The organism is Streptomyces katrae (genome assembly GCF_000717655.1).
GTDB classification, from domain to species: Bacteria; Actinomycetota; Actinomycetes; order Streptomycetales; family Streptomycetaceae; genus Streptomyces; species Streptomyces katrae_B.
Genome location: NZ_JNZY01000047.1, coordinates 36,954 through 58,878 on the forward strand (window position 1 = coordinate 36,954; position 21,925 = coordinate 58,878).

The following is a 21,925-nucleotide window of genomic DNA, read 5'->3' on the forward strand; positions in this document are numbered from 1 at the left end:
ATCCGACAACCCATCGCAGACGGTGGAGATAGGCGGTGCGAGCATGAGCATCCTCTCGATCCAAGAGGAAGATCTCGGGATACCTCGACAGGTTGCGCGCAGATCCGTAATCCGGACAGGCACTCACGCACTGCCGCGTCTGACCACCACAGTCCCTCGCGAGTACGTCCACCGCGCCAGCCACGCCGAGGTCTTCCTCACCGGCTGCGAGAAGCTGGACGAGAACAACTTCGCCCTCACCGGCCAGTGGCCCCGCGCCCATACGTTCTTCATCAGCACAGACGGGGTCCGCCATGACTCGATGCAGGCTGCGGAAACCATTCGGCAGGCTGGCCTGTTCCTCGCCCACTCCGAACTCGGCGTTCCCCTGGGCCACCACTTCCTCCTGTGGGACCTGAACGTCACCACACACCCGGAGAACATGAGGATCGGGCCCGGTCCGAGCGACTTGAGCCTGCTTGCCACCTGTACCGACGTGGTTCGCAGGGGCAAGCGGCTCGCGGAGTTCCGCATGGAAATCAGTATCGAGCGGGACGGCCTGCTGTGCGCCGTCGGTGGCGGCCGCTTCGCCTGCGTGTCCGAGACGACCTACCGGAGGCTGCGGGGAGCGGCGGGGAGCACCACCCGGCACTCGCGCCTCCAGCCGGACATCAAGGTCCTGCCGGCCACTGTGGGCAGGGCCCTGCCCAGTGACGTGGTGCTTTCCCCCACTGATCAGGCCAACCGCTGGCTGCTCGACCCGGATCCGCGGCATCCCATCCTGTTCGACCACGACGGCGACCACTTCCCGGGCATGGTGCTCCTCGAAGCCGCGCGGCAGGCTGCCGGAGCCTTGTGCTACCCGGCGTCGCTGACTCCGTCCTCCATCTGCACCGACTTCCAGCGGTACGCGGAGTTCGACACTCCCGTCTGGATCGAGGCGAGCGCCGCGCCCATGTCCCCCGCCGACATGCCGAGCATTCAGGTCACTGGCTGGCAGAACGATCAGACCGTCTTCACCGCTCTGATCTCCGGCCATGTCAGCCACCCGGACTCCGTGAGCGCGCCGGTTTCTCGTTTCGTGTAGCCACCGCAGCCGCGTCAGCTTCTAGCTCGTCGAGCGGCGGGTCCGTCGGCTGCTTTCCGGATGGCCGCCGTACTGGGCGGCATTGCGTATGGCTGCGAGGTCGGGACGATCACGGGCGCGGGTACAAGCCCCTACCGCACCCGTCTACCTGCACCTGATGCCGTTCGCATCATCGAGGTCGACGGGAAAACCCTGCCCAGAGAGCCTGGCACCTTGTAGCCGAATCACGGAAGCAGTTCTTTCATTGCCGAGGACATGGGGCCGCCCTCCGAGCGCTCGGTCTTGTGCCCCTTGATGCCCGGCGCCAGCGTCCGGGCGTCCACGGCCTCGGCCGGCGCCCCCCGCGCGTACAGCCCGTCGGGGGCGGTGTCCCGGTCGTGCGGCAGCAGCCAGAACACCCGCCGCCGGAAGGTGCCGGAGGAGCGCGACGGCTTGGCCTTCGGCCCTAGGAGGGCATACCCGACCATCCGGCCGTCACGGTGGTACGCGGGCCTGCCGCGCCGGGTCGGCAGCCGGTCCAGGCTCTGGCGGACGTAGTCGAGCCGGCTGATGTCCTCGAGCCAGACGAGGTCCACTTCGTGGACGATCTCGTCTTCTGCGATGAGGGCGCTCATGCTGTCTCCTCGTCCGCGAGCAGGCCGATGCCCGGGTAGTACTTGCGCTGGTTGGACAGGATCATTTCCTTCGGCGAGGCCAGTCCCACCACCTCGCGGACGCGTGCCGCGAAGGCCCGGGAAGAGATCGCCGGGGCCCCCTCATTCTGGCACCAGCCCCTGTAGGCCGCGTACAGCTGCGCTTGCTCCGCCCGTAGATCGGCCTCGAGGCGGCAGGTCTCGCCGATGAAACGCCCGGTGTGGTCCTCGGTCTCCGCGTACGCCGTGGTCGCGATGCGCACCCGCTCGGGGCCCGTGAGGTCCTTGTCGCCGCCGACGTACCGACGGGCGCCCTCGATGAGCCAGTTGAGGATGCCCGGGCCCTCCTGGGTGACGAGGATGTCCGCCAGGTTGTCTATCTTGCGGTCGTCGGAGACGACCCGCTCGAACGGGATCAGCCGCATCCGCCGCCAGAACGCGAACCCGCCGGTTCCCACTTCGGGCCGGTGGTTGCCCAGCAGCCACATCTTGTGCGTCGGCTCGAAGCTGAAGAAGTCCTGGCGCATCCTGCGGGCCTTGATGCGGTCGCCGCCGGTGAGCAGTTTGACGCGGGCCTCGTCGAAGCGGTCGCCCGGCTTGACCTCGCTGCACACGATCACGCGCCGGCCGTGCAGCTCCGCGAGGTCGGTCGGGTGCCCCTCGTACGGCCGTGACATCAGGAACCCGGGGGGCGCCGCGTCCGCGTAGTCCCCGAGCAGCTTCATCAGGACGTCGAGCAGCACGGACTTGCCGTTCTTGCCGGACCCGAACAGGAACGGCATGACCTGGGCGCCGACGTCTCCGGTGACGGAGTAGCCGAGCAGCAGCTGCAGGAAGTCGATCATCTCCGCGCCCTCCGGCCCCTCGCCGAAGGTGTCCGACAGGAAGCTGTTCCAGCGCGGCGTGGGCATCGGCTGCGGCGCGGCCGAGGTGGAGCGGGAGTGGAAGTCCTTCGTGGGCTCGGCCGGGCGTATGTGCCCGGTGCGCAGGTCCACGACGCCCGCGGGGGTGCACAGCGCGTACGGATCGGCGTCCAGCCGGGCCGCGTTGAGCACCATGCCCGGGGCGGACTTCGCCTGGGTGAGCATCGCGTTCATCCCGCTGGTGCTGAGCGTGCGGCGGCGGTGCTGCTGGAGCGCGGCGGGGGTGTAAATGCCCCGGGGGTCGGCGGTCGCGATGGACTCCGCGAGGTCGCCCGCGGACCACATCACGGTGTCGTCCTCGTCGATCTGCCAGCGCGTGCCGTCCCAGCGGAACCAGCCGATCCCGGGAACGTGCCGGTAGTCGTTGCGGTAGAGCTTGACGAACAGCTTGGCGTTGCCGCGGTCGGTGAGCGTGTCCGGCAGCAGCCCGTCCGCCGTCGCCTCGCCGGCCGCCGCCGGGGCAGCGCCGGCCGCCTCCCGGCCGGCAGAAGCCTCCATGGACTCCACCGACTCCCTGGGGGCCGGTACGGGCTGCGCAAGGATCTGGGCGGCGACGGCCTGCACGTCGAAGCCGGACAGCATGCTGTCGTTCTCGACGCTCACACGCGGCCTCGGAGGGTCAGCGGACGTACCAGTCCCGCGCTGAGGCCGCCGCGGATGATGGCGCGGCAGCGGTGCCCCTGCCCGGGGCGGGCCAGCTCGGCCGCCTCCTGCAGGGCCCGCAGGACCTCGGCCTCGCCGGCGAGCCCCCCGGCGACCAGTCCTCCGGCCGTGAAGGCGGCGCGGTTCAACTTCTCGGAGAAAGCGGCCCCTTCGGGTACGGCGGCGCAGGCGGCGACTTCGGCGAGCACTCCGGCCAGGACCCGCTCCGGCCCGCCGCGGCCCCCGCCCGCCGCGATCACGGCCTGCCGGGCGCGGGGCGGCACGGGGCGGGGCCCGTGGGCGGCCGCGGAGGGCAGGTGCCCGGTGCGCTCCAGCTCCCGGGCGAGCCAGGCCGGCAGCGGCGCGGGCACGCGCGTGGCCCCCACGGGCCGGTAGACGCCCGCCGGGGTCACGGTCCCCGGAGCCACGATGTAGCCGCCGTGCGCCCGTACGTCGACCTGCCAGGCCAAGGCCCGGCCACCGCCCGATCCCGCGGAACACTGCCACCGGTGGCCTCCGGCGTTGCGGTACCACACGTGCATGCCCCCGGAGGGCGTGCGCACGCGCAGGGTCGACTCGTCGTCGGCCGGACTGGCTGCGCCGCGCAGCGCCGCCAGCACTCCCAGCGTGTGGAAGCCGTTGGCCAGCCCGGTCAGGTCGACCGTGTCGGATATCCCGACGCCGGGCAGCAGCCGTTCGCGGTCGGGGAGTTCGCGCGCGTGCGCGTCGATGTCGATGACGACCAGGCCTGCGGGGCCCGTGGCGACGCCGACCCCGAACCCGGGGCGGGCGCCCCACCACTGCTCGATCCGTTCGAAGTCGAGCGTGGCTGCATGGAATCCGTGGCACCAGCCACCGGCCCGCAGACACTCGCACGCTCCGCGGTTGTGGCCCGGGACGCGGCACGCGTCGCAGTTGCCCACCGGCGTCTTGCGGCCCGGGGCAAGGGGATGAACCGGCCACCCCTGACGCGCACACCATCTGGCAGTCGTCAGAGGCTGCGATGCGACCGTTGCAGCTCTGGTGAACTGCCATGGGTCGCTGCGCGAAACCCGCAGCTCAGCTGCCATTCACTTCCCCCATCAGCGACTGAAGCGACTCAACGCCCAAAATCAGATTAGCGAAACCCCTGAGGGACGAGAGGCATGTGAGCCAGAACAGGTGTACGTGTCCACAGGGAGCCCCAGCGACCGAGCGACTGAGCGGTCAGCTACCGAATCTCTTTCAGTCGCTCGCCGAGCAGCTCACAGAACACCAGGTCACAGGCCTGCGCAAGACAGAACAGCGACCCAAGCGACTCAAGTCGCCTATATATGACGCACACGCGCACACACGCACACGCACGCCAATGTCTCCATATACCTGAGCCTTCAGTCGCTTCAGTCGCTGCCGTACCCAAATCAGCCCTCTGACCTGCACCTTTCCCCAACCACTCCCAGCGACCCAGCAATCGTTCAGTCGCTCCCGTTCAGTCGCTGCCCCCGCACCCACCGCTCCCGGGCCGTTCGAGCCCGCCTGGGCCCGGGATCTAGCGGGACGCAAGCGACGGGGGTCAACGCGTCGTGGCGAGCAGCGACCGGAGCTCCTGCGCGTAGGCCCTGGGGTGCGTGGTGTTCCCGTTGTGCCCGCCCGGGAAGGTCCGTATCCCGGCACCCAGGAGGTCCGCCAGTTCCATGGCGCACCGGTGGTCGAACACCCCGGCCGGGGTCCCGGCGCCGACCGCCGGGATGATCCGGGTCTGCGTGCGGGCCAGTCCGGCCGGGTCGAGGGTGTCCCCGATGACCGCCGAGAGGTCGTGCTCGATGAAGTAGCCGAAGTTGACGCGGCGCTGATCATCGATCGGCTGGGGGGTCAGGCCCGGCTCGGCGTCCTGCCGGGAGGGGTCTATGCCCACCACCCGGGCCATCTCCGCGAACACCCCGCCGAGCCCGCTCGCCCGGTACAGCTCCTGCAGCCCGGCGAGCTCCGCCTCGTGACGGCCCCGCAGCTCCGCGGGCAGCAGCCGCGGGGCCACCGGCTCGTGGGCCACCAGGGTGCCCACCTGCCCCGGATACCGCGCGGCCACATGCAGCCCGATCAGGGCGCCCATGCTGCACCCCAGCATCAGGGCGGGCTCGTCGGTGACCGCCGCCAGCAGCCGGTGCACGTCCTCGGCGTGCTCCGCGAGCGACGTGGTCCGCCCGGGCTCCTCGAGCCGGCTGCGGGAGAGACCGCGCCGGTCGTACGTCAGGACCCTGAACGTGTCGGTGAGATGGGGGACCATGTCGACCGTGCGGTCCGCATCCCCCTCCCCGCTCTGTGCGATGAGCAGCAGCGGGCCGGAGCCCTGGACCTGGTAGTGCAGCGTGGCGCCGGCCACCGCCAGGATCCCCGTGGTGCCGCTGCTGCTGTGAACGGTGTCGGACATGACGACTCCCCCAAGATGTCTGCCGCAACGGCCTTCGCCCGCTGCTCTGCGACCAGCCTAATCCATCGAAACAGATACATCAAGGGAGATGCATCTACCTTGATGTATCTTGCCTCCATGGATGGAATCGAACTGTTCCTGCTGGGCCGCGCCCTGATGAAGCTCGGCGAGGAAGCCCTGCCCGAACCCCCCGGCGGACCGGGCCAGTACGCGGGCAGCACCCGCTCCGTGGTCATCGTCGCCGGGGACATCGCCGCGCACCCCGACACCACCGTCGGCGAGACGGCCCAGCGCACCGGGCTGCCCCAGAGCCAGGTCTCCACCGCCGTCGCCCGCCTCCGCGAGGCCGGTTCGGTGCACACGGCCCCCGATCCCGCCGACCGCCGCCGCACGCTGGTCCGCCCGTCCCCGACGGTCTCCGACCGCGTGGCCGCCGTCCGGGCCGCGGGCTCCTCCAAGGTCGAGGAGGCCCTCGCGAAGGCCCTCGGCAGCACCGAGGCCGCGCGCCTCCCCGCGGTGACCGAGGCCCTGGAGCTCCTGGCCCGCCACCTCGTCCGGGAAGGTCACTAGAGGCGGCCGGGGCGGCGGGCGTGGCGTCGGGATTTGTACGGGTTGCCGGGTGATGATGGCGCCGTGCGACTTGATCACGTGTCCTATGCGGTGGCCCGCGACAGCTTCGTCTCGACCGTCCAGTGGATCGGATCGGCCCTCGGCGCCGGGTTCGTCGACGGCGGCGTGCACCCACGATTCGGCACCCGCAATTTCATTCTCCCGCTGAGCGGCGGCACCTACGTCGAGGTCGTCACCACACTCGACCACCCCGCCGCCGACCGCGCACCCTTCGGCCAGGCGGTCGCGCGCCGCGCCGCCGAGGGCGGCGGCTGGCTCGGTTGGGTGGTCTCCGTCGACGACATCGCCCCGGTCGAGGCCCGCCTCGGCCGCACCTCGGCCGAGGGCCACCGTGTCCGCCCCGACGGGTTCGACCTGAGGTGGAAGCAGATCGGCCTGCTGGAACTGCTGGAGGACCCGCAGTTGCCCTACTTCCTCCAGTGGTTGGTCCCCATCGAGGAGCGCCCGAGCGCCGACCCGCGCACCTCCACCACCATCCACGGGGTCTCCATCGCCGGCGACGCCGCCTCCATCTCCGAATTCCTCGGCGAACCGGCCGACCACCCCCTCGACCAGATCGACGTCACGTGGGTCGAGGATGAGGAACCGGGCCTGGTCTCGGTCGAGTTCGCCACCGCCCACGGCCCGGTCACGATCTGACCAGGGCCCGACTGCCCCGCGGGAGCAGCCGGCTGGGGTCTCCTGGCTAGCGCCTGTCTCTTTGATGGGTTGGTCAGTTGATCGGATGTGTCTGCCCGATTAGTGATCACTGATGCGCTGTGGGGCCGGATCGAGCCGCTGATGCCGGCCGATCCGGTCCGTGGACGGCGCTGGGCTGATCACCGCCGAACGCTCGAGGCCATCGCGTGGAAGTACGCACCCACTCGCCCTGGCGGGACCTGCCCAACGAGCTCGGCCCGTTCCAGGCCGCCCGCAAACGGCTGATCAGATGGGCCGTCGACGGAACCTGGCAGAACACCCTGACCGCCGTGCCGGCGGCCGCGGACGCCGATGACGACATCGGCTGGACCGTCTCGGTCGACTCCACCGTTGCCCGCGCCCACCAGCATTCCGCCGGAGCACGCGAAAGGGGGCCGAAGGCCGCAGCGAGCCCGCCGACCACGCCCTCGGCCGCTCACGCGGCGGCCTGAGCACCAAGGTCGGCCACCGCCTGCGGCGAGGACGCCGTGGCGGCCGCCCGCCCGGCTTCGACGCCGAGATCTACAAGCAGCGGAACAGCGTCGAACGCTGCATCAACCGGCTCAGGCAGTGGCGCGGCCTGGCCACACGATGCGACAAACTCGCCACCGCCTACCAGGCAGCACTCCACCTCGCCGCCATCCTCATCTGGGCACGACGCTGACCAAAGAGACAGAGCCTAGGCCCACTGACGGCCCTGGGCCCCGGGCCCCGGCCGTGGCCCGGACCACAGCCCCCGCCCCCGCCACGGCCCCCGTCCCGGCCACGGCCCCGTCCTCAGCCCGCCTGCGGGTCGAACTCCCCCGTCAGCAGGAGCTTCTTCTGCGGCTTGCCCATCGCGTTGCGCGGGACCGCCGGCACGAACCGCACCTCGCGCGGCCGCTTGTGCACGGACAGGTTCGCGGCGACGAACTCCGTGAGCTCGGCGCCCGTCACCCCCTCCGCGACGACGAAGGCGACGATCCGCTGCCCCAGGTCCGCGTCCGGAACCCCCACCACCGCCGCCTCGCTGACCTTGGGGTGGTCCAGCAGCGCGTTCTCGATCTCCCCGGCGCCGATCCGGTAGCCGCCCGACTTGATCATGTCGATGGAGGCCCGCCCCACGATCCGGTGCACCCCGTCCGCCTCGTCCACGGCCGCGATGTCGCCCGTACGGAACCAGCCGTCCTCGGTGTACGCGGCCGCGGTGGCCTCCGGGCGGCCCAGGTACCCCGCGAACAAGGTCGGCCCGGTCAGCTGGAGTTCCCCGATCTCGGCGCCCGGCTCGGCCTCGACCCGGGTCCGGATCCCCGGCAGCGGGGTGCCGACCGTACCGGGCCGGACCTCGCCGCCGGCGCGCCCGCTGATGGTGATCAGCGTCTCCGTCATCCCGTACCGCTCCACGGGCCGCAGCCCGGTCAGCCGCTCCAGGTCCCGGAAGACCGGCGCGGGCAGTGCGGCGCTGCCCGAGACCAGCAGCCGGGCCCCGGACAGCGCGGCCGCGGCATCCGGAGCCCCGGCGATACGGGACCACACGGTCGGCACCCCGAAGTACAGGCTCCCGCCCGCCGCCGCATACGCCTCGGGCGTCGGCCGCCCGGTGTGCACGAGGCGGCTGCCGGTGCGCAGGGCCCCGAGCACGCCGAGCACGAGCCCGTGCACGTGGAACAGCGGCAGCCCGTGCACCAGCGTGTCCTCGGCGCTCCACTGCCAGGCTCCGGCGAGCGCGTCCAGGTCGGCGGCGAGCGCCGCGCCGGTCAGCACCACACCCTTGGGCGCGCCCGTCGTGCCGGAGGTGTACAGCACCAGCGCCGGGTCCTCCGGCGCGGCGGCGGGCCCGTTCCAGTCGGAGCGCCGGGTGAAGTCCACGTCCACGAGCGCCGCCCCGGAGTCACGCAGGATGTGCTCGCGCTCGGCGGGCCCGGCGTCGGGCGGCAGCGGTACGAACGGCACTCCGGCCAGCAGCCCGCCTACCACGGCGGCGACGGTTTCCAGGGAGGCCGTCGCGGTTACCGCGAAGGCCTTCGCCCCGGCCACGTCGGCGGCCACTGCGCGCGCCGCGCCCAGCAGTTCCTCGTACGAGGCGGTCCGCCCCGCGACGCCGATCGCGTCCTTCCGGTCGCCGTACACCCCGTCCAAAGCGGTCAGCACGGTCACGCTCCCTTGGTGTTCTCATCGCCTGGTCGGCCCCAGGCTACGGCCCGGCTCCGCCCCACCGGGCAAGACCGGTCCGCCTGCACTCGAGCCGGAGTCGAAGCCCGCCGCCGCCCGCCCGGCAGCACCGCACCCCCGCACGGGCCCGGAGCCGGAGCCCCGGGCCCGCCCGGTCAGATGACGCCCTGCGCCAGCATTGCGTCCGCGACCCGCTCGAACCCGGCGATGTTCGCGCCGGTGACGTAGTCGCCCGGGGCCCCGTACCGCTCGGCGGTCTCGTACGCGACGGCGTGGATCGAGCGCATGATGTGCGCGAGCTCGTCCTCGACGCGCTGCGCGCTCCAGGCCACCCGGCCGGCGTTCTGGCTCATCTCGAGGGCGCTGACCGCGACCCCGCCCGCGTTGGCCGCCTTGCCGGGCCCGAACGCGACGCCGGCCTCCTGCAGGATCCGTACGGCCTCGGGAGTGGTCGGCATGTTGGCGCCCTCGGAGACCGCTTTGATCCCGCCCGCGACGAGCGTACGGGCATCCTGCGCGGCCAGTTCGTTCTGCGTGGCGGAGGGGAAGGCGACGTCCGCCGGCACCTCCCAGACCCGCCCGCCGGGCACGAACCGTGCCGAGGAGCCACGGCGCTCCGCGTACTCGCTCACGCGCCCGCGCTCGACCTCCTTGACCTGCTTGAGCAGGGCCAGGTCGATGCCCTTGTCGTCGACGACGTAGCCCTTCGAGTCCGAGCAGGTCAGCGGGTTCGCGCCGAGCTGCTGCAGCTTCTCGATCGTGTACAGCGCGACGTTGCCGGAGCCCGAGACCACCGCGGTCAGCCCGTCCAGCGACTCGCCGCGGACCGCCAGCATCTCGGCGGCGAACAGCACGCTGCCGTAGCCGGTCGCCTGCGGCCGGATCGCGGAGCCGCCCCAGCCCCGGCCCTTGCCGGTCAGGACGCCGGCCTCCCAGCGGTTGGTGATGCGCCGGTACTGGCCGAAGAGGTAGCCGATCTCGCGGCCGCCCACGCCGATGTCCCCGGCGGGCACGTCGGTGTGCTCGCCGATGTGCCGGTGCAGCTCGGTCATGAAGGACTGGCAGAAGCGCATGACCTCGGCGTCCGACCTGCCGTGCGGGTCGAAGTCGCTGCCGCCCTTGCCGCCGCCGATCCCCAGGCCGGTCAGGGCGTTCTTGAAGATCTGCTCGAAGCCCAGGAACTTCACCACGCCGATGTCCACCGACGGGTGGAAGCGCAGGCCTCCCTTGTACGGGCCGAGCGCACTGTTGAACTCGACGCGGTAGCCGCGGTTGACGTGGACGCGGCCCCGGTCGTCCTGCCACGGGACGCGGAAGACGATCTGCCGCTCGGGCTCGGTGAGCCGCTCCACCAGGGCCACGGCCGGGTCGGCGTACTCGGGCCGGGCGGCGAAGACGGGGGCCAGGGTCTCGAGGACCTCCCGTACCGCCTGGTGGAACTCGGGCTGCGCGGGGTTGCGGCGCTCGATCTCGGCCCGCAGGTCTTCCAGCCTGTCCTTCGAGTCCTTCACGTGTGTCCCTCCAGGGAGTGCGCGGTGTGTAGACGACGGCAGGTGCATGGTGCCCGCTCAGAGAGTCGTTGCGGGGAGGGATTCCGTTCCCGGGACGGCGGACCTCCCCGTGAATCCCCCGCGACACGCGGCCGTGTGGCCCCTACGATCGGCAGCCTTGACGATTCGATGACCCGTGCATGACCGCGAACAGACCATGCGCAGACCACCAACAGGGGGAAACGGACGTGGACACCGCAGGGCTCGTCTCACTCATCGCCGCAACGATCACGACGGGCCTGATGGCGGGCCTGTTCTTCGCCTTCGACGTCTCGGTGATGCCCGCGCTGGGACGCTCGGACGACCGCACGTTCATCGCGGTCATGCAGCGCATCAACGTCGCCATCGTCAACGGCTGGTTCATGACCGGCTTCCTCGGCTCCCTGCTGTTCACCGGCCTCGCGCTGGCCCTGTGCCTCGCCTCCGGCGCGGGCGAGGTGGCGCCGCCGCTGATCGGTGCGCTCGTCGCGTACGCCCTCCAGCTCGGGGTCACCGGGAGGGTCAACATCCCGCTCAACGACGCCCTGGACCAGGCCGGCGCCGTCGAGCGCATCGCCGACCCGGCCGCCGTCCGGAACGCCTTCGCGTCGCGCTGGGTGCCGGCCAACCGCTGGCGGACGCTGCTGTGCACGATCGCCCTGGGCTGCCTGGCCTGGGCCCTCGTACTGCACGGCCGCCTCTGACGCCTCTGACACCTCTGCGGCTCAGCGCGCGGTGGCCCGCCCGTACAGCACCAGGGCCCGCGCGAGGGCCGTCAGGGCCGCCGTGCACAGCAGGGTGCGGATGACGTTCGTGGTCACCCAGGTCCCCTTGAACTTGTCCACGATCGAGAAGTCGGTCAGCTTCGTCGCGTCGCCCGCGTCGGCGAGCTCGTTGTTCAGCGGGATGTTCACGGTGAAGGTGATCACCAGGACGACGAGGTAGAGGGCGGCCGCCGCCCCCACCCACACCGCGACCCCGCGCCGGCCCCTGCGGAACTCGACGGCCGCCGAAGCGGCGGCGGCGAGCAGGGCCACCACGAAGACGGTGCCGAACAGCCCGTTCCCGTCGATGACCGCGTTGAAGTTCTGCATCGCGGTGACGTACGTGCGCTCGTCGCCCCGCGCCAGCCCCGGCATCACCGAGACGTCGAAGGCGAAGAACAGGCCCGCCATCAGGCCCACGAGCACGGTCGAGACCATGAGCAGGAAGGTAGCGGTCCGGTTGCTGCCGCCGGCTGTGTCCGTCTGCACGAGAGGCTCCCCTCTGGTCGATCCGATCGATCCGGTCGTACTGCCACGGGTTCTGATCTGATCTCGAAAATTTCCGGTGTCTGTGCAGGAGACGCCCTCGGTAGGGTGCGGCCATGAGCACCTCAGCACTCCGCCTGGAGCCGGTCACCGCAGCCAACTTCGACGCGGTGTGCGCGGTACAGGTACGCCCCGACCAGACCCACCTCGTCTCCCCCGTGGTCAAGTCCCTGGCCGAGGCCTACGTCCACGGGGACACCGCCTGGCCGCGCGCCGTCATCGACGGCGACGAGGTCGTCGGCTTCGTCATGGCCTTCGTGGACATCGCCTGGGACCCGGAACGGGACCCCGCCGACATCCGCTCGGGCATCTGGCGCCTGAACGTCGCCGCCGCCCACCAGGCCAAGGGCTACGGCCGCTTCGCGGTCCAGGCGGTCACCGCCGAGCTCCGGCGCCGCGGCGCCGACCGCGCCTACGTCACCTGGGAGCCCGGACCCGGCACCCCCGAGCCGTTCTACCGGGGCCTCGGCTTCCGCCTCACCGGCGAGCTGAGCGGCGGCCAGACCGTCGGCGTACTGGACCTCCGGGGCCCCGCCGGCCAGGCGGGACTTTGACGACACCCCTAGATCGCGTCCGCCAGGACCACCGTGCGCGGGGGCCCGGCGGCCGCCGGGGCGGCGACCGGGGCGGCGCCCCCCGTACGGAACTCCTGCGGGCTGACCCCGCGGACCCGCTTGAACGCCGTCGACAGCGCGAACGCCGAGCTGTAGCCCACCCGTCGGGCCACCGTCGCCACCGTGGCGTCCGGCTCCCGCAGCAGATCGGCCGCCAGCGCCAGGCGCCACCCCGTCAGGTATGCCATCGGCGGCTCCCCCACCAGGTCCGTGAACCGCCGCGCCAGCGAGGCCCGGGAGACCCCGGCCTTGTGCGCGAGCTCCTCCACCGTCCAGCCGTGCGCCGGGTTCTCCTGCAGCAGCCGCAGCGCCCGCCCGACCACCGGATCGCCCTGCGCCCGGTACCAGCCCGGGGCGCCCGACCCGGGGTCCGCGAGCCACGTACGCAGCACCCCGATCAGCAGCAGGTCCAACAGCCGGTCCAGGACCAGCTCCTGGCCCGGCTCGTCCCGGGAGATCTCCGAGGCGAGCAGCCCGATCAGCGTGGCGTCCGCGTCCGCCGCCGGCCGGACCAGGACCGTCGGCAGCGCGCCCAGCAGCCGGCGGCCGATCTCGCTCGGCGCCTGGTAGGTGCCGCTCAGCATCACCGCCGACCCGGCGTCCTGGAACTCCGCACCCCAGGTCCGCACGCCCAGCGCCATGGTCTCGCTGACGTCCTCGCCGGCCTGCGTGCTGCACCGCTGCTCCGGGTCCACCGTGATCTGCACCGGCGTCCCGGGGGCGTCCGCCAGCGTGTACGGCTCGGGCCCCCGTACGACGGCCACGTCCCCGGGGCCGATCAGCACGGGCGTGCCCCCGTCGGGGAGCAGCCAGCCCGTCCCGCGCACCATCGTGACCACCGACAGCGGGGCCCGGTCCTCGATCCGCACCGACCACGGCGGGTTGAAGACGGACTTGAGGAGGAAAGCGCCCCGGGCCTTGGGGCCTTCGAGGAGGCCGCTCAGCGTGTCCATGGGCCCATCCTCTCCCGGTCGCCTGCCCGGCGACAGGGACTCAGACGTCCCAGACACCGGTCGCCGCCGCCTCACGGGCGAACTCGGCGAAGTCCTTCGGCTTCCGGCCGAGCACCTCCTCCACCCCGCCCACCGGATGCGCGTTGCGCCCGTCCAGGATCAACGTGAACAGGTCGGCGAACTCCTGCGGCAGGCCGTGCTCGCGCAGCACCGCCCGGTACTCCTCCTGGGAGACGGGGACGTAGGTGATCGTGCGCCCCGTCGCCTTCGACAGCTCGGCGGCGACGTCGGTGAAGCTGATCAGCCGCGGTCCGGACAGCTCGTACGTCCTGCCGATGTGCCGGTCGTCGCTCAGCGCGGCCACCACCACGTCGGCGATGTCGTCGGCGTCGACGAAGGCCTCCACGGCGTCCGCAGTCGGCAACGCGATCTCCCCTGCCAGTACGGGCTCCAGGAAGAAGCTCTCGTCGAAGTTCTGGTTGAACCAGCTGGACCTGACGACCGTCCAGTCGGCCCCGGACGCCTTCAGGCTCTCCTCGGCGCGCTGCGCGGCCTCCTCGCCCCGGCCGGACAGCAGGACCAGCCGGCGCGCCCCGGCGGCCACGGCCGCCTGCGAGAACGCGCCGATCTGCTCGGCGGCCCCGGGGAAGGCGAGGTCGGGGTAGTAGGTCACGTACACCCGGTCGACGCCCTCCAGCGCCGGGCCCCAGGTGACGGGGGCGTTCCAGTCGAAGGCGGGGGCTCCGGTACGGGAGCCGATCCGCACCGGGCGGCCCCGGAGCCGGAGCTTCTCGGCGACGCGCCGGCCGGTCTTTCCGTTGCCCCCGATGACGAGGGTGGCGGGGGCGGCGGACTTCGTGTTCTGCGGTGTCTGTGTCATGCCTCCAGTCAAGCCCGCCGCCGCGAGACGGAACATCGCCGAAAAGCTCAGCTCCATACGCGTACGTCCAGCGCCGGCGCTGTTCCTCAGAGCCGCCCGGCGTCCTCACCGAGGGTGTGCGCGACGAGGGCGTTGGCGTGTCCGTGCCCCAGTCCGTGCTCGGTCTTGAGCCAGGAGACGAGCTCCATGTGCTTGGTCAGCGGAGAGGACCGGATCAGGTCCTTCCATTCCGCGACGGGCCGTCCGTACTTCTTCTCGATCGAAGGGAAGTAGCTGGCGGGGCCCTTCACCGGCTCGCTCATGTCTGCGGTGCTCCTGTCCGTACGTCGTGCTTCGCTGTCACAGAGGGAGACGCGAGCCGGGCCCGGAACTCATCGCCCGCAGCCGAAGATCTTGGAACGACCACCGGAACAACCATTCGCACAACGTCCGTACAGTCATCCGGCATTCGCCCATATGGCCGATCACGCCACCTCAACTATGGTCGAGATCAACTCATGTGATCACATGGCGGTATGACCCCCACGAGGACGCTCTACCTGCTCTGCTCCGCCGCCCCGCCCGTCTTCGACGTGGCGCACGTCATCGAGGACGCCCAGTCCCGGGGCTGGGACGTCTGTCTCGGCCTCACTCCCACCGCCGCGCACTGGGTCGCGGGAAGCCTCGACGGCCTGGCCGCGCTGACCGGTCACCCCGTGCGCTGGCAGTACAAGCTCCCCGGCGAGCCCGACGTATGGCCGGCCGCCGATGCCCTGCTCTTCGCCCCGGCGACCTTCAACTCCCTCAACTCCTGGGCCCTCGGCCTCACCGACCGCTTCGCCGTCGGCGTCGCCGCCGAGGCGATCGGCAAGGGCATCCCCGTCGTCACCATGCCCTGCACGAACGCCGCCCTTGCCGCGCATCCCCAGTTCGACCAGTCCCTGGCCACCCTGCGCGGCGCCGGCGTCAGCGTCCTCTACGGCGAGGACGGCTTCGTCCCCGGGCCGGCCGGCCCCGACGCCCCGGCCCACTTCCCGTGGCCGCGGGCCCTCGCCGCCCTGGACGCCGTGACCGCCCCGCACACCTCGTAGGGGCCGGCTACTCCCCCGTCACGCCGTCGATCGCCTCGCGCAGCAGGTCCGCGTGCCCGTTGTGCCGGGCGTACTCCTCGATCATGTGGGCCAGGACGTAGTGCAGCGAGTACGCCTCGTCGCCGTACTGCCCCGTCACATCGAGCGACTCGGCGGCGTCCACGATCGCCCGGGACCGGGCGCAGGTCTCCTCCCAGACCTTGAACGACTCGGCCGGGTCCGCGTCCTCGACGTGGAACTCCGTCCACTCCCCGGCCTCGTTCTTCGGGAAGTAGCCGCGTACGTCCTCGCCGTTCAGGACGTTGCGGAACCAGCCCCGCTCGACCTCCGCCAGGTGCCGCACCAGCCCGAGCAGGGACAGCCCGGACGGCGCGACGGCCTTGCGCCGCAACTGCTCGTCCGTCAGTCCCGCGCACTTCATCATCAGGGTGTCCCGCTGCCACTGCAGAACGCTGGTCAGGGTGGCACGCTCGTCGCCCACCAGCACGGGCCGGGTGCGCTGTTCATCGATCATCAGGCGATGATCACACCTGTACGGCACGCAGATCGCGCCATTCCACATGCCGGACCGCAGCTCCCGGACGTCCCCGGCCCCGCCCACCGTTAACGCCGTTAATGCCGGGCGCCCGACCCAGGCGTGAGCGTTAACGCCGTTAACGCCGGGGCCCGACCCAGGCGGGGACCATTAACGGCGTTAACGCCGGACGACCGGCTCAGCGAGGACCGTTACGCCGGACGCCGCCCGGGAGGCCCGGACCGTTAACGGCGTTAACGCCCCGGCGCTCAACTCCTGCGGACCATTAACGGCGTTAATGCCGAAGGGCGACCGCCTCCTTCACCTCCCGCTCCCGCAGCGCCCGTACCACCGGGCCCGTCACCGCGGTCGTCACCAACGCCATCAGCACCAGCGCCGTGAACAGCTCCGCCCCGATCACCCCGAGCCCGAGCCCCACGTTCAGCACCACCAGCTCCGTCACCCCCCGACAGTTCATCAGCGCGCCCAGCGTCACCGCGTCCCGTACCGGCTGCCCCGCCAGCAACGCCGCCCCGGTCCCCCCGCCCCACTTCCCGGCGACCGCGACGACCAGCACCACCCCCGCCCACCACCACGCAGCGCCGCCGCCCAGCAGCCCCACGTCCGTCTTCAGCCCGCTGCCGACGAAGAACAGCGGCAGCAGCACCGGCACCGCGAACTCCCGCATCCGCTCCGCCGCCTGCTCGACCACCGCCGTCCTCGGTACCACCGCCCCGAACACGAACGCCCCGAACAGCGCGTGCACCCCCATCGCATGCGTGGCGTACGCCGCCAGGCAGACCCCACTGCACAACCCCACGACCCCACCGGCATCCCCACCCGCACCCGCCGCCGACCCGGACCCCCACCGCCTCACACCCCACCCGAGCACGGGCCGCACCCCCCACCACATCCCCGCGAGGAACACCCCGGCCAGCACCCCCATCCCGAGGATCCCCCACGCGCTCCCGCCCCGGCCCCCTCCCCCCAGCGGATGCGCCATGGCCGTCACCAACGCCAGCAGGCACCACGCCACCACGTCCGCCACCGCCGCACACGCCATCGCCAGCGTCCCCACCGGGGTCCCGTACAGCCCCTGGTCCTTCAGGATCCGCGCCAGCACGGGAAACGCGGTCACGCTCATCGCGACGGCCACGAACAGCACGAACTCCGCGCGACCGACCCCCTCCGGCGCGAGCGACCCGTACATCGCCAGCGCCAGCAGACTCCCGAGCCCCAGCGGGATCCACACGCTCGCCTGGCTCACCACCACCACGGCCCGGCCGCGCCCCCGCAGCAGCCCTACATCAAGCTCCAGGCCCACCAGGAACATGAACACCAGCAGCCCCAGGTTCCCCAGCACCCCCAGGTACGGAAGGACCTCGCCCGGCAACAGCCACCGGCTCCCAGCCGGCCAGAGCCATCCCAGCAGCGACGGACCCAGCAGGATCCCCACCAGGATCTCCCCGACCACGGTCGTCTGCCCGAGCCTGCGCATCACGGCGGCCGCCACCCCGCACGCGAGAACGACGACGGGTACGGCAATCAGCACGGCTTCGAGCGGATCACGTGACGCTCCCACCACCACAGGCTTCCGCCGAGACCCCCACCCCGGCAACGAACCGCCCCACACTTCCAGGGGTCGGGGCGTTAACGCCGTTAACGCCGTTAACGGTCCGCCCTCCCAAAAAGTAATAGCGAAAACCGCCCCAGAACCCCACGAACCATCACCCGCCCCTCACCAAAAAGTACTTGTCGACTGGTTTTCTTTGCCGCCGCCCCACTAGATTGACCTTGCACGAGCATCCGCCGCAGCGACGACACCAGCTCGTAGCCCGGCAACAGGCACCAACCGTCAGGCAACAGCGGGCGGCAAGCGGCAGGGAGAGCAGATGGCAAGGGCCCGCCAGGAACGCGCCGAGATCACCCGGCAGGCGATCCTCGACGGCGCAGCCATCGCCTTCGACCGTTTCGGCTTCGGCGGCGCCAGCCTCAGCGACGTGGTCAAGCACGCCGGCGTCACCAAGGGCGCCCTCTACTTCCACTTCCAGTCCAAGGAAGCCCTCGCCCGCGCCCTGATGGACGAGCAGTTCCAGATCGCCGCAGGCGTCCCCGCCGTCGTGGAACCGGGTCTGCAGACCGTCATCGACCTGACGCACCGGATGGCACACGGACTGCGCGCCAACGTCCGCATCCGCGCCGGCATCCGCTTGGTCATCGAGTTCGGCTCCTTCACCAACCCGGACCCGACCCCGTACAACGCCTGGATCGACACCGCGCACAGCTGCCTGAAGCCGGCCCAGGAGCGCGGCGACGTCCTCCCGGCGCTCGACGTGTACGGCCTCTCGACGCTCCTCGTCGGCTCGTTCACCGGAATCCAGGTCACCTCACACGTCCGCACCGGCCGCGAGGACCTGCACACCCGGGTCGTCGACCTGTGGAACTTCCTGCTCCCGGGGATCGTGCCCGCGCACCGCATCCCCCACTTCGACCCGGCGGGCTCGCCCGCGTGCCGGGCCGAACTCGGTCTGCCCGCCTCGGAGTCCTCCGCGGTTCCGGTCGGCTGACGACGTATCCAGGGCGGCCTCGCACACGCCGTGGCGAACCACGGGGGTGCTCGCTACGGCGTGTGCGAGGCCGCCCTGTCGCGTACCCGGTCCGGCCACAGCACCCCCGGGCACCCGTGCCTTCGCCCACTTCGTTAGCAAAACCCAAGCGTGGCGCCCACATCCGCCCACGAACGTTAGTAAAGTCCCTCTCATGACTTCGCCCTCGTCTCAGAGCGACCGAGAAAAGGTCGTCTCCAAGCTCCCCCCGTGGCTCCGCCAGGAGTTGAAAATCCGCACCGCGCAGCTGCGGGTGGACATCCAGGACGCCGTCCACCAGGGGATCGCCCACTGGAGCGCTCTCGCCTCCGCCCCCTCCCCCGTCGACACTTCGGGCGCCGAATCGTTCTCCACCTGGCTGCCCGCCGGCCAGTGGGAGTCCTTCCGCGCCGGCTCCAAGGACCGCGGTGTCTCCCTCATCCAGGGTCTGGCCCAAGCGGTCCGCCTCTGGCTGGAGATGAATCCGGCGCCCACGGTCAAGCGGCCCTCCGTCGTACGCCGCATCGTCGTGTGCAACCAGAAGGGCGGCGTCGGCAAGACCGCCATCACCGCCGGCACCGCCGAGGCCCTCGCCGAGGACCCGGAGACCCTCCACCCGGTCCGCATCGCCCGCCAGCTGGCCCGCGCCGCGGCATCGGACGAGGGCAGGCAGAGCGACCAGGCGCCCCACCCCGAGACGACTCCCCTGGACCTGGAAGACCTCCCGGGCCTCGGCATGCGCGTCCTGCTGGTCGACTTCGACCCCCAGGGCCACCTCACCAAGCAACTCGGCCAGCAGCCGCTGCCCATCGGCGGCGACAGCCTCACCTGCCACATGGCCGGCGAGGCCAAGGGCCCGCTCGCCGACCTGATCGTCCCCATCCCGGACCAGCGCTTCGGCAACCGCCTCCACCTGCTGCCCGCCTGCACGGACGCCTTCCTCCTCGACGTCCGCCTCTCCACGGTCCGCGCCCGCGAGGCCGCCCTCGAACGCGCCCTGGCGCCCGTGGAATCCGATTACGACGTCATCCTCATCGACTGCCCCCCGAGCCTCGGGCTCAGCATGGACGCCGCCATCTACTACGGGCGCCGCCGCGACACCGAACAGCCGGGCGCCTCGGGCGCGCTGATCGTCGTACAGGCGGAGGACTCGTCGGCCGACGCTTATGACCTCCTCACGTCCCAGATCAACGACCTGCGCGACGACCTCAGCCTCGACATCGACTACCTCGGCCTCGTCGTCAACCTCTACGACGGCCGCCGCGGCTACATCGCGACCTCCTCCCTCCAGGCGTGGATGGACATAAAGGATCCGCGCGTCGTCGCCGTCGTGCCGGACCTCAAGGAACAACGCGAAGCCGTCCGCGTGAAGCAGCCCCTCTTCGTCTACTCGCCCAAGGGCGACCAGGCGATCGCCATGCGCGCCCTCGCTAGGGAGATCTCATGAGCAAGGCCGACAAACTCGGAGTCTCAGCATCCTTCGCGCGGGCCCAGCCCGTCGGCGTCAGCTCGCGCCGCGCGGCGATCGCGGAGGCCACCGGCGCCCCCACCTCCGGGGTGGTCCCGCCGTCCGAGGTCCCCATCGAGGCCCTCGCCCACAACCCGTTCAACCTCCGCGAGGACCTCACGGAACTCGAGGAGCTGGCCCAGTCCCTCGTCTCCCGCGGCCAGCTCCAGCCCCTCGCGGTCGCGACCCGCATGGCCTTCATGGAGGCCCACCCGGGCCAGACCGACGGGCTGGGACGCGCCCCGTACGTGGTCATCGACGGCAACCGGCGCCTCGCGGCGGCCCAGCTGGCCGGCCTGAAGACCATGCACATCCACGTGAACGACGCCCTGTCCGCCTCCGCGGCGGACATCCTCGAGTCCGCCCTGATCGCCAATGTCCACCGCGTGGACGTGGCCCCGATGGACCAGGCGCGCGCCCTCCAGGAACTCGTCGACGTCCACGGCTCCCAGGCCCAGGTCGCCAAGCGCCTGGGCAAGACGGCGGCCTGGGTCTCGCAGCGCCTGACCCTCCTGAACCTCACTCCGAGCCTCCAGGAGAAGGTCGACACGGGCGAGCTCAAGGTCGAACCGGCCCGCCGCATCGGCCGCCTCCCGCAGGAGCACCAGGAGGCGGCGGCGGACGAGACCCTCAACACCGTCACCCCTCCCCGCCAACGCGCTCACCCGGCGCCGACCGTTAACGGCGTTAACGCCGTTAACGCTGCCCCCGCTTCCCCCGCTCCCTCCGCTTCCCCCGCTCCCCCCGCTCCCCCGGCTCCTCCGGCTCCTCCGATGCCCCCCGCTCCCCGGATCACGATCGCTACGGACACCCCGGAAACGATCGCGGACGCCCTGACCGCCCACCTCACCCCGGATGACCTCAAGGCCGTCACCGAGCTCCTGCTGCTGCGACTCTGAGCGGGCATCCGAGGCAGCACCCACGACGGGGGCGCTGACGGCATTAACGCCGTTAACGCCCCCACGTGCGTTTCATGTGCGTTCGGTCGTGCGATTCGCATAGGCTGCCCTTGGAGGTACCGATGCCCAACGAACAAGAGAGCCTCTTCGCAGCGGTCGACGCCCTGATCGAAGAAGCCGCCGCCCAGGATCCACTGCCGCACCCGGACGAGCGCAAACGCCTGCGTGAAGCCGCGGGCCTGAGCCAGGACCAGATCGCCAAGGCCCTCTCCGTCCGCCGCGAGACGGTCACCTCCTGGGAAACGGGCCGCACGGCCCCCCGTCCTCCCAAACGCGCGGCATACGCCCGCCTCCTGGAGGGCCTCTCCACCCTCCACCCCATTAACGCCGTTAACGCCGGCCCCCCCACCCCAGCGCCCGCCGTTAACGCCGTTAACGCCGTTAACGCCGTTAACGCCGTTAACGCCGAAGCCTCCGCCCCTCCGCACCCCGAGGCGCACCAGGACAGCGCGGCGCAGGCCCCGGCACCCACCGTTAACGCCGTTAACGCCACCCCGCCGACGGCACCCACCATTAACGCCGTTAACGCCACCCCGCTCACCGTCGATGCCACGGCCGCCCCGGCGCTGAGCATTAACGCCGTTAACGCCGTCGCCCCGACCGCACCCGTGAACGCCCCCGCCGACGCCGAGCCCCCAGCCGCACCGGCGCCCCCGGTGACCGCCCCGCGCGCCGCAGGCGCCGCGGCCCCCACCCCCCCGGGGTCTGGGGCGCAGCCCCAGTTTCGGGAAGGGGCGGGTAGGGGAACAGCCCCGCAGGGCTCCACCCCCACGCCCCCCACCGTTAACGGCGTTAACGCCGAGCCCCCGGAGGCGGCGACCCCGGCCCCCACCCCGACGCCCACCGTTAACGGCGTTAACACCCAGCCTCCGGCA

General features: G+C 71.5%; 22 protein-coding genes and 1 pseudogene. 11 read left to right on the forward strand and 12 right to left on the reverse strand.

The genetic code is table 11. The features are described from left to right. Positions 1-43: 43 nt before the first annotated feature. On the forward strand, positions 44-1,066 hold the full coding sequence (locus tag IF09_RS0135130; protein WP_030302880.1) for a ScbA/BarX family gamma-butyrolactone biosynthesis protein: 1,023 nt from the start codon (positions 44-46) through the stop codon (positions 1,064-1,066). Between the two features lie 224 nt (positions 1,067-1,290). Here IF09_RS0135130 and IF09_RS0135135 read toward each other — a convergent pair whose 3' ends face one another. The 4 genes from IF09_RS0135135 to IF09_RS0135150 all read right to left on the reverse strand — a co-directional run bounded on the left by IF09_RS0135135 (position 1,291) and on the right by IF09_RS0135150 (position 5,670). After that, complete coding sequence (locus tag IF09_RS0135135) at positions 1,291-1,680, reverse strand: DUF6009 family protein (RefSeq protein ID WP_030302882.1); 390 nt, start codon at positions 1,678-1,680, stop codon at positions 1,291-1,293. Continuing rightward, positions 1,677-3,119, reverse strand: coding sequence for a DNA primase family protein (locus IF09_RS0135140; RefSeq protein WP_418953097.1), 1,443 nt, complete (start codon positions 3,117-3,119; stop codon positions 1,677-1,679). The genes IF09_RS0135135 and IF09_RS0135140 overlap by 4 nt, the downstream gene beginning before the upstream one ends. A 101-nt stretch (positions 3,120-3,220) precedes the next feature. Continuing rightward, positions 3,221-4,333 (reverse strand): bifunctional DNA primase/polymerase, encoded by a 1,113-nt coding sequence (locus IF09_RS0135145; protein WP_030302886.1) that lies wholly within the window; start codon positions 4,331-4,333, stop codon positions 3,221-3,223. A gap of 482 nt (positions 4,334-4,815) precedes the next feature. After that, positions 4,816-5,670 (reverse strand): alpha/beta fold hydrolase, encoded by an 855-nt coding sequence (locus IF09_RS0135150; RefSeq protein WP_051833472.1) that lies wholly within the window; start codon positions 5,668-5,670, stop codon positions 4,816-4,818. A gap of 117 nt (positions 5,671-5,787) precedes the next feature. On the opposite strand from IF09_RS0135150, the gene IF09_RS0135155 reads away from it, so the two are divergent. The 3 genes and pseudogenes from IF09_RS0135155 (at position 5,788) to IF09_RS43895 (ending at position 7,642) form a co-directional block, all read left to right on the forward strand. Continuing rightward, positions 5,788-6,240 carry a MarR family winged helix-turn-helix transcriptional regulator gene (locus IF09_RS0135155; RefSeq protein ID WP_030302890.1) on the forward strand — a complete coding sequence of 151 codons (453 nt, stop codon included), beginning with the start codon at positions 5,788-5,790 and terminating at the stop codon, positions 6,238-6,240. 63 nt (positions 6,241-6,303) lie between these two features. Next, positions 6,304-6,939 (forward strand): VOC family protein, encoded by a 636-nt coding sequence (locus IF09_RS0135160; RefSeq protein ID WP_030302892.1) that lies wholly within the window; start codon positions 6,304-6,306, stop codon positions 6,937-6,939. Between the two features lie 87 nt (positions 6,940-7,026). Then, a pseudogene (locus IF09_RS43895) lies at positions 7,027-7,642 on the forward strand (IS5 family transposase). Between the two features lie 113 nt (positions 7,643-7,755). Here the strand turns inward: IF09_RS43895 and IF09_RS0135170 are convergent. Together IF09_RS0135170 and gdhA are read right to left on the reverse strand one after the other, a co-directional pair. Next, positions 7,756-9,108, reverse strand: coding sequence for an AMP-binding protein (locus IF09_RS0135170; RefSeq protein WP_030302894.1), 1,353 nt, complete (start codon positions 9,106-9,108; stop codon positions 7,756-7,758). Positions 9,109-9,284: 176 nt separating this feature from the next. Next, positions 9,285-10,640, reverse strand: a complete 1,356-nt coding sequence (gene gdhA / locus IF09_RS0135175) for an NADP-specific glutamate dehydrogenase (RefSeq protein ID WP_030302897.1) — start codon at positions 10,638-10,640, stop codon at positions 9,285-9,287. 227 nt (positions 10,641-10,867) lie between these two features. Between gdhA and IF09_RS0135180 the strand changes: the two genes are divergently transcribed. Then, positions 10,868-11,362: a DUF1772 domain-containing protein gene (locus IF09_RS0135180; RefSeq protein ID WP_030302898.1), complete on the forward strand. Its 495-nt coding sequence runs from the start codon at positions 10,868-10,870 to the stop codon at positions 11,360-11,362. Positions 11,363-11,383: 21 nt separating this feature from the next. Here the strand turns inward: IF09_RS0135180 and IF09_RS0135185 are convergent, their stop codons facing one another. Next, positions 11,384-11,911 (reverse strand): DUF1772 domain-containing protein, encoded by a 528-nt coding sequence (locus IF09_RS0135185; protein ID WP_063607469.1) that lies wholly within the window; start codon positions 11,909-11,911, stop codon positions 11,384-11,386. A 113-nt stretch (positions 11,912-12,024) separates the two neighbouring features. Here IF09_RS0135185 and IF09_RS0135190 point away from each other — a divergent pair, with 113 nt between their 5' ends. Further along, complete coding sequence (locus tag IF09_RS0135190) at positions 12,025-12,522, forward strand: GNAT family N-acetyltransferase (RefSeq protein WP_030302901.1); 498 nt, start codon at positions 12,025-12,027, stop codon at positions 12,520-12,522. An 8-nt stretch (positions 12,523-12,530) separates the two neighbouring features. Here IF09_RS0135190 and IF09_RS0135195 read toward each other — a convergent pair whose 3' ends face one another. From IF09_RS0135195 to IF09_RS0135205, 3 genes are all read right to left on the reverse strand, one after another. Next, positions 12,531-13,535, reverse strand: a complete 1,005-nt coding sequence (locus IF09_RS0135195) for an AraC family transcriptional regulator (RefSeq protein ID WP_030302903.1) — start codon at positions 13,533-13,535, stop codon at positions 12,531-12,533. Between the two features lie 40 nt (positions 13,536-13,575). After that, on the reverse strand, positions 13,576-14,415 hold the full coding sequence (locus tag IF09_RS0135200) for an NAD(P)H-binding protein (RefSeq protein ID WP_030302905.1): 840 nt from the start codon (positions 14,413-14,415) through the stop codon (positions 13,576-13,578). Between the two features lie 86 nt (positions 14,416-14,501). After that, complete coding sequence (locus IF09_RS0135205) at positions 14,502-14,717, reverse strand: DUF4287 domain-containing protein (RefSeq protein WP_030302906.1); 216 nt, start codon at positions 14,715-14,717, stop codon at positions 14,502-14,504. 213 nt (positions 14,718-14,930) lie between these two features. On the opposite strand from IF09_RS0135205, the gene IF09_RS0135210 reads away from it, so the two are divergent. Beyond that, entirely contained in the window at positions 14,931-15,485 is a 555-nt protein-coding gene (locus IF09_RS0135210) for a flavoprotein (RefSeq protein WP_030302908.1), read from the forward strand. Between the two features lie 7 nt (positions 15,486-15,492). Here the strand turns inward: IF09_RS0135210 and IF09_RS0135215 are convergent, their stop codons facing one another. Together IF09_RS0135215 and IF09_RS0135220 are read right to left on the reverse strand one after the other, a co-directional pair. Continuing rightward, complete coding sequence (locus tag IF09_RS0135215) at positions 15,493-15,999, reverse strand: DinB family protein (RefSeq protein WP_030302909.1); 507 nt, start codon at positions 15,997-15,999, stop codon at positions 15,493-15,495. Between the two features lie 295 nt (positions 16,000-16,294). Then, positions 16,295-17,551, reverse strand: coding sequence for a cation:proton antiporter (locus IF09_RS0135220; protein ID WP_051833477.1), 1,257 nt, complete (start codon positions 17,549-17,551; stop codon positions 16,295-16,297). A gap of 340 nt (positions 17,552-17,891) precedes the next feature. On the opposite strand from IF09_RS0135220, the gene IF09_RS0135225 reads away from it, so the two are divergent. The 4 genes from IF09_RS0135225 to IF09_RS43900 form a co-directional block, all read left to right on the forward strand. Then, a complete protein-coding gene (locus IF09_RS0135225; RefSeq protein ID WP_030302912.1) occupies positions 17,892-18,566 on the forward strand; it encodes a ScbR family autoregulator-binding transcription factor in 675 nt (224 codons plus the stop codon). A gap of 193 nt (positions 18,567-18,759) precedes the next feature. Further along, positions 18,760-20,031, forward strand: a complete 1,272-nt coding sequence (locus tag IF09_RS0135230) for a ParA family protein (protein WP_030302915.1) — start codon at positions 18,760-18,762, stop codon at positions 20,029-20,031. Then, positions 20,028-20,990: a ParB/RepB/Spo0J family partition protein gene (locus IF09_RS0135235; RefSeq protein WP_037636886.1), complete on the forward strand. Its 963-nt coding sequence runs from the start codon at positions 20,028-20,030 to the stop codon at positions 20,988-20,990. The genes IF09_RS0135230 and IF09_RS0135235 overlap by 4 nt, the downstream gene beginning before the upstream one ends. A gap of 122 nt (positions 20,991-21,112) precedes the next feature. Continuing rightward, positions 21,113-21,925, forward strand: an 813-nt coding sequence (locus tag IF09_RS43900; RefSeq protein ID WP_158710141.1) for a helix-turn-helix transcriptional regulator, incomplete at its 3' end; no start/stop codon positions are given.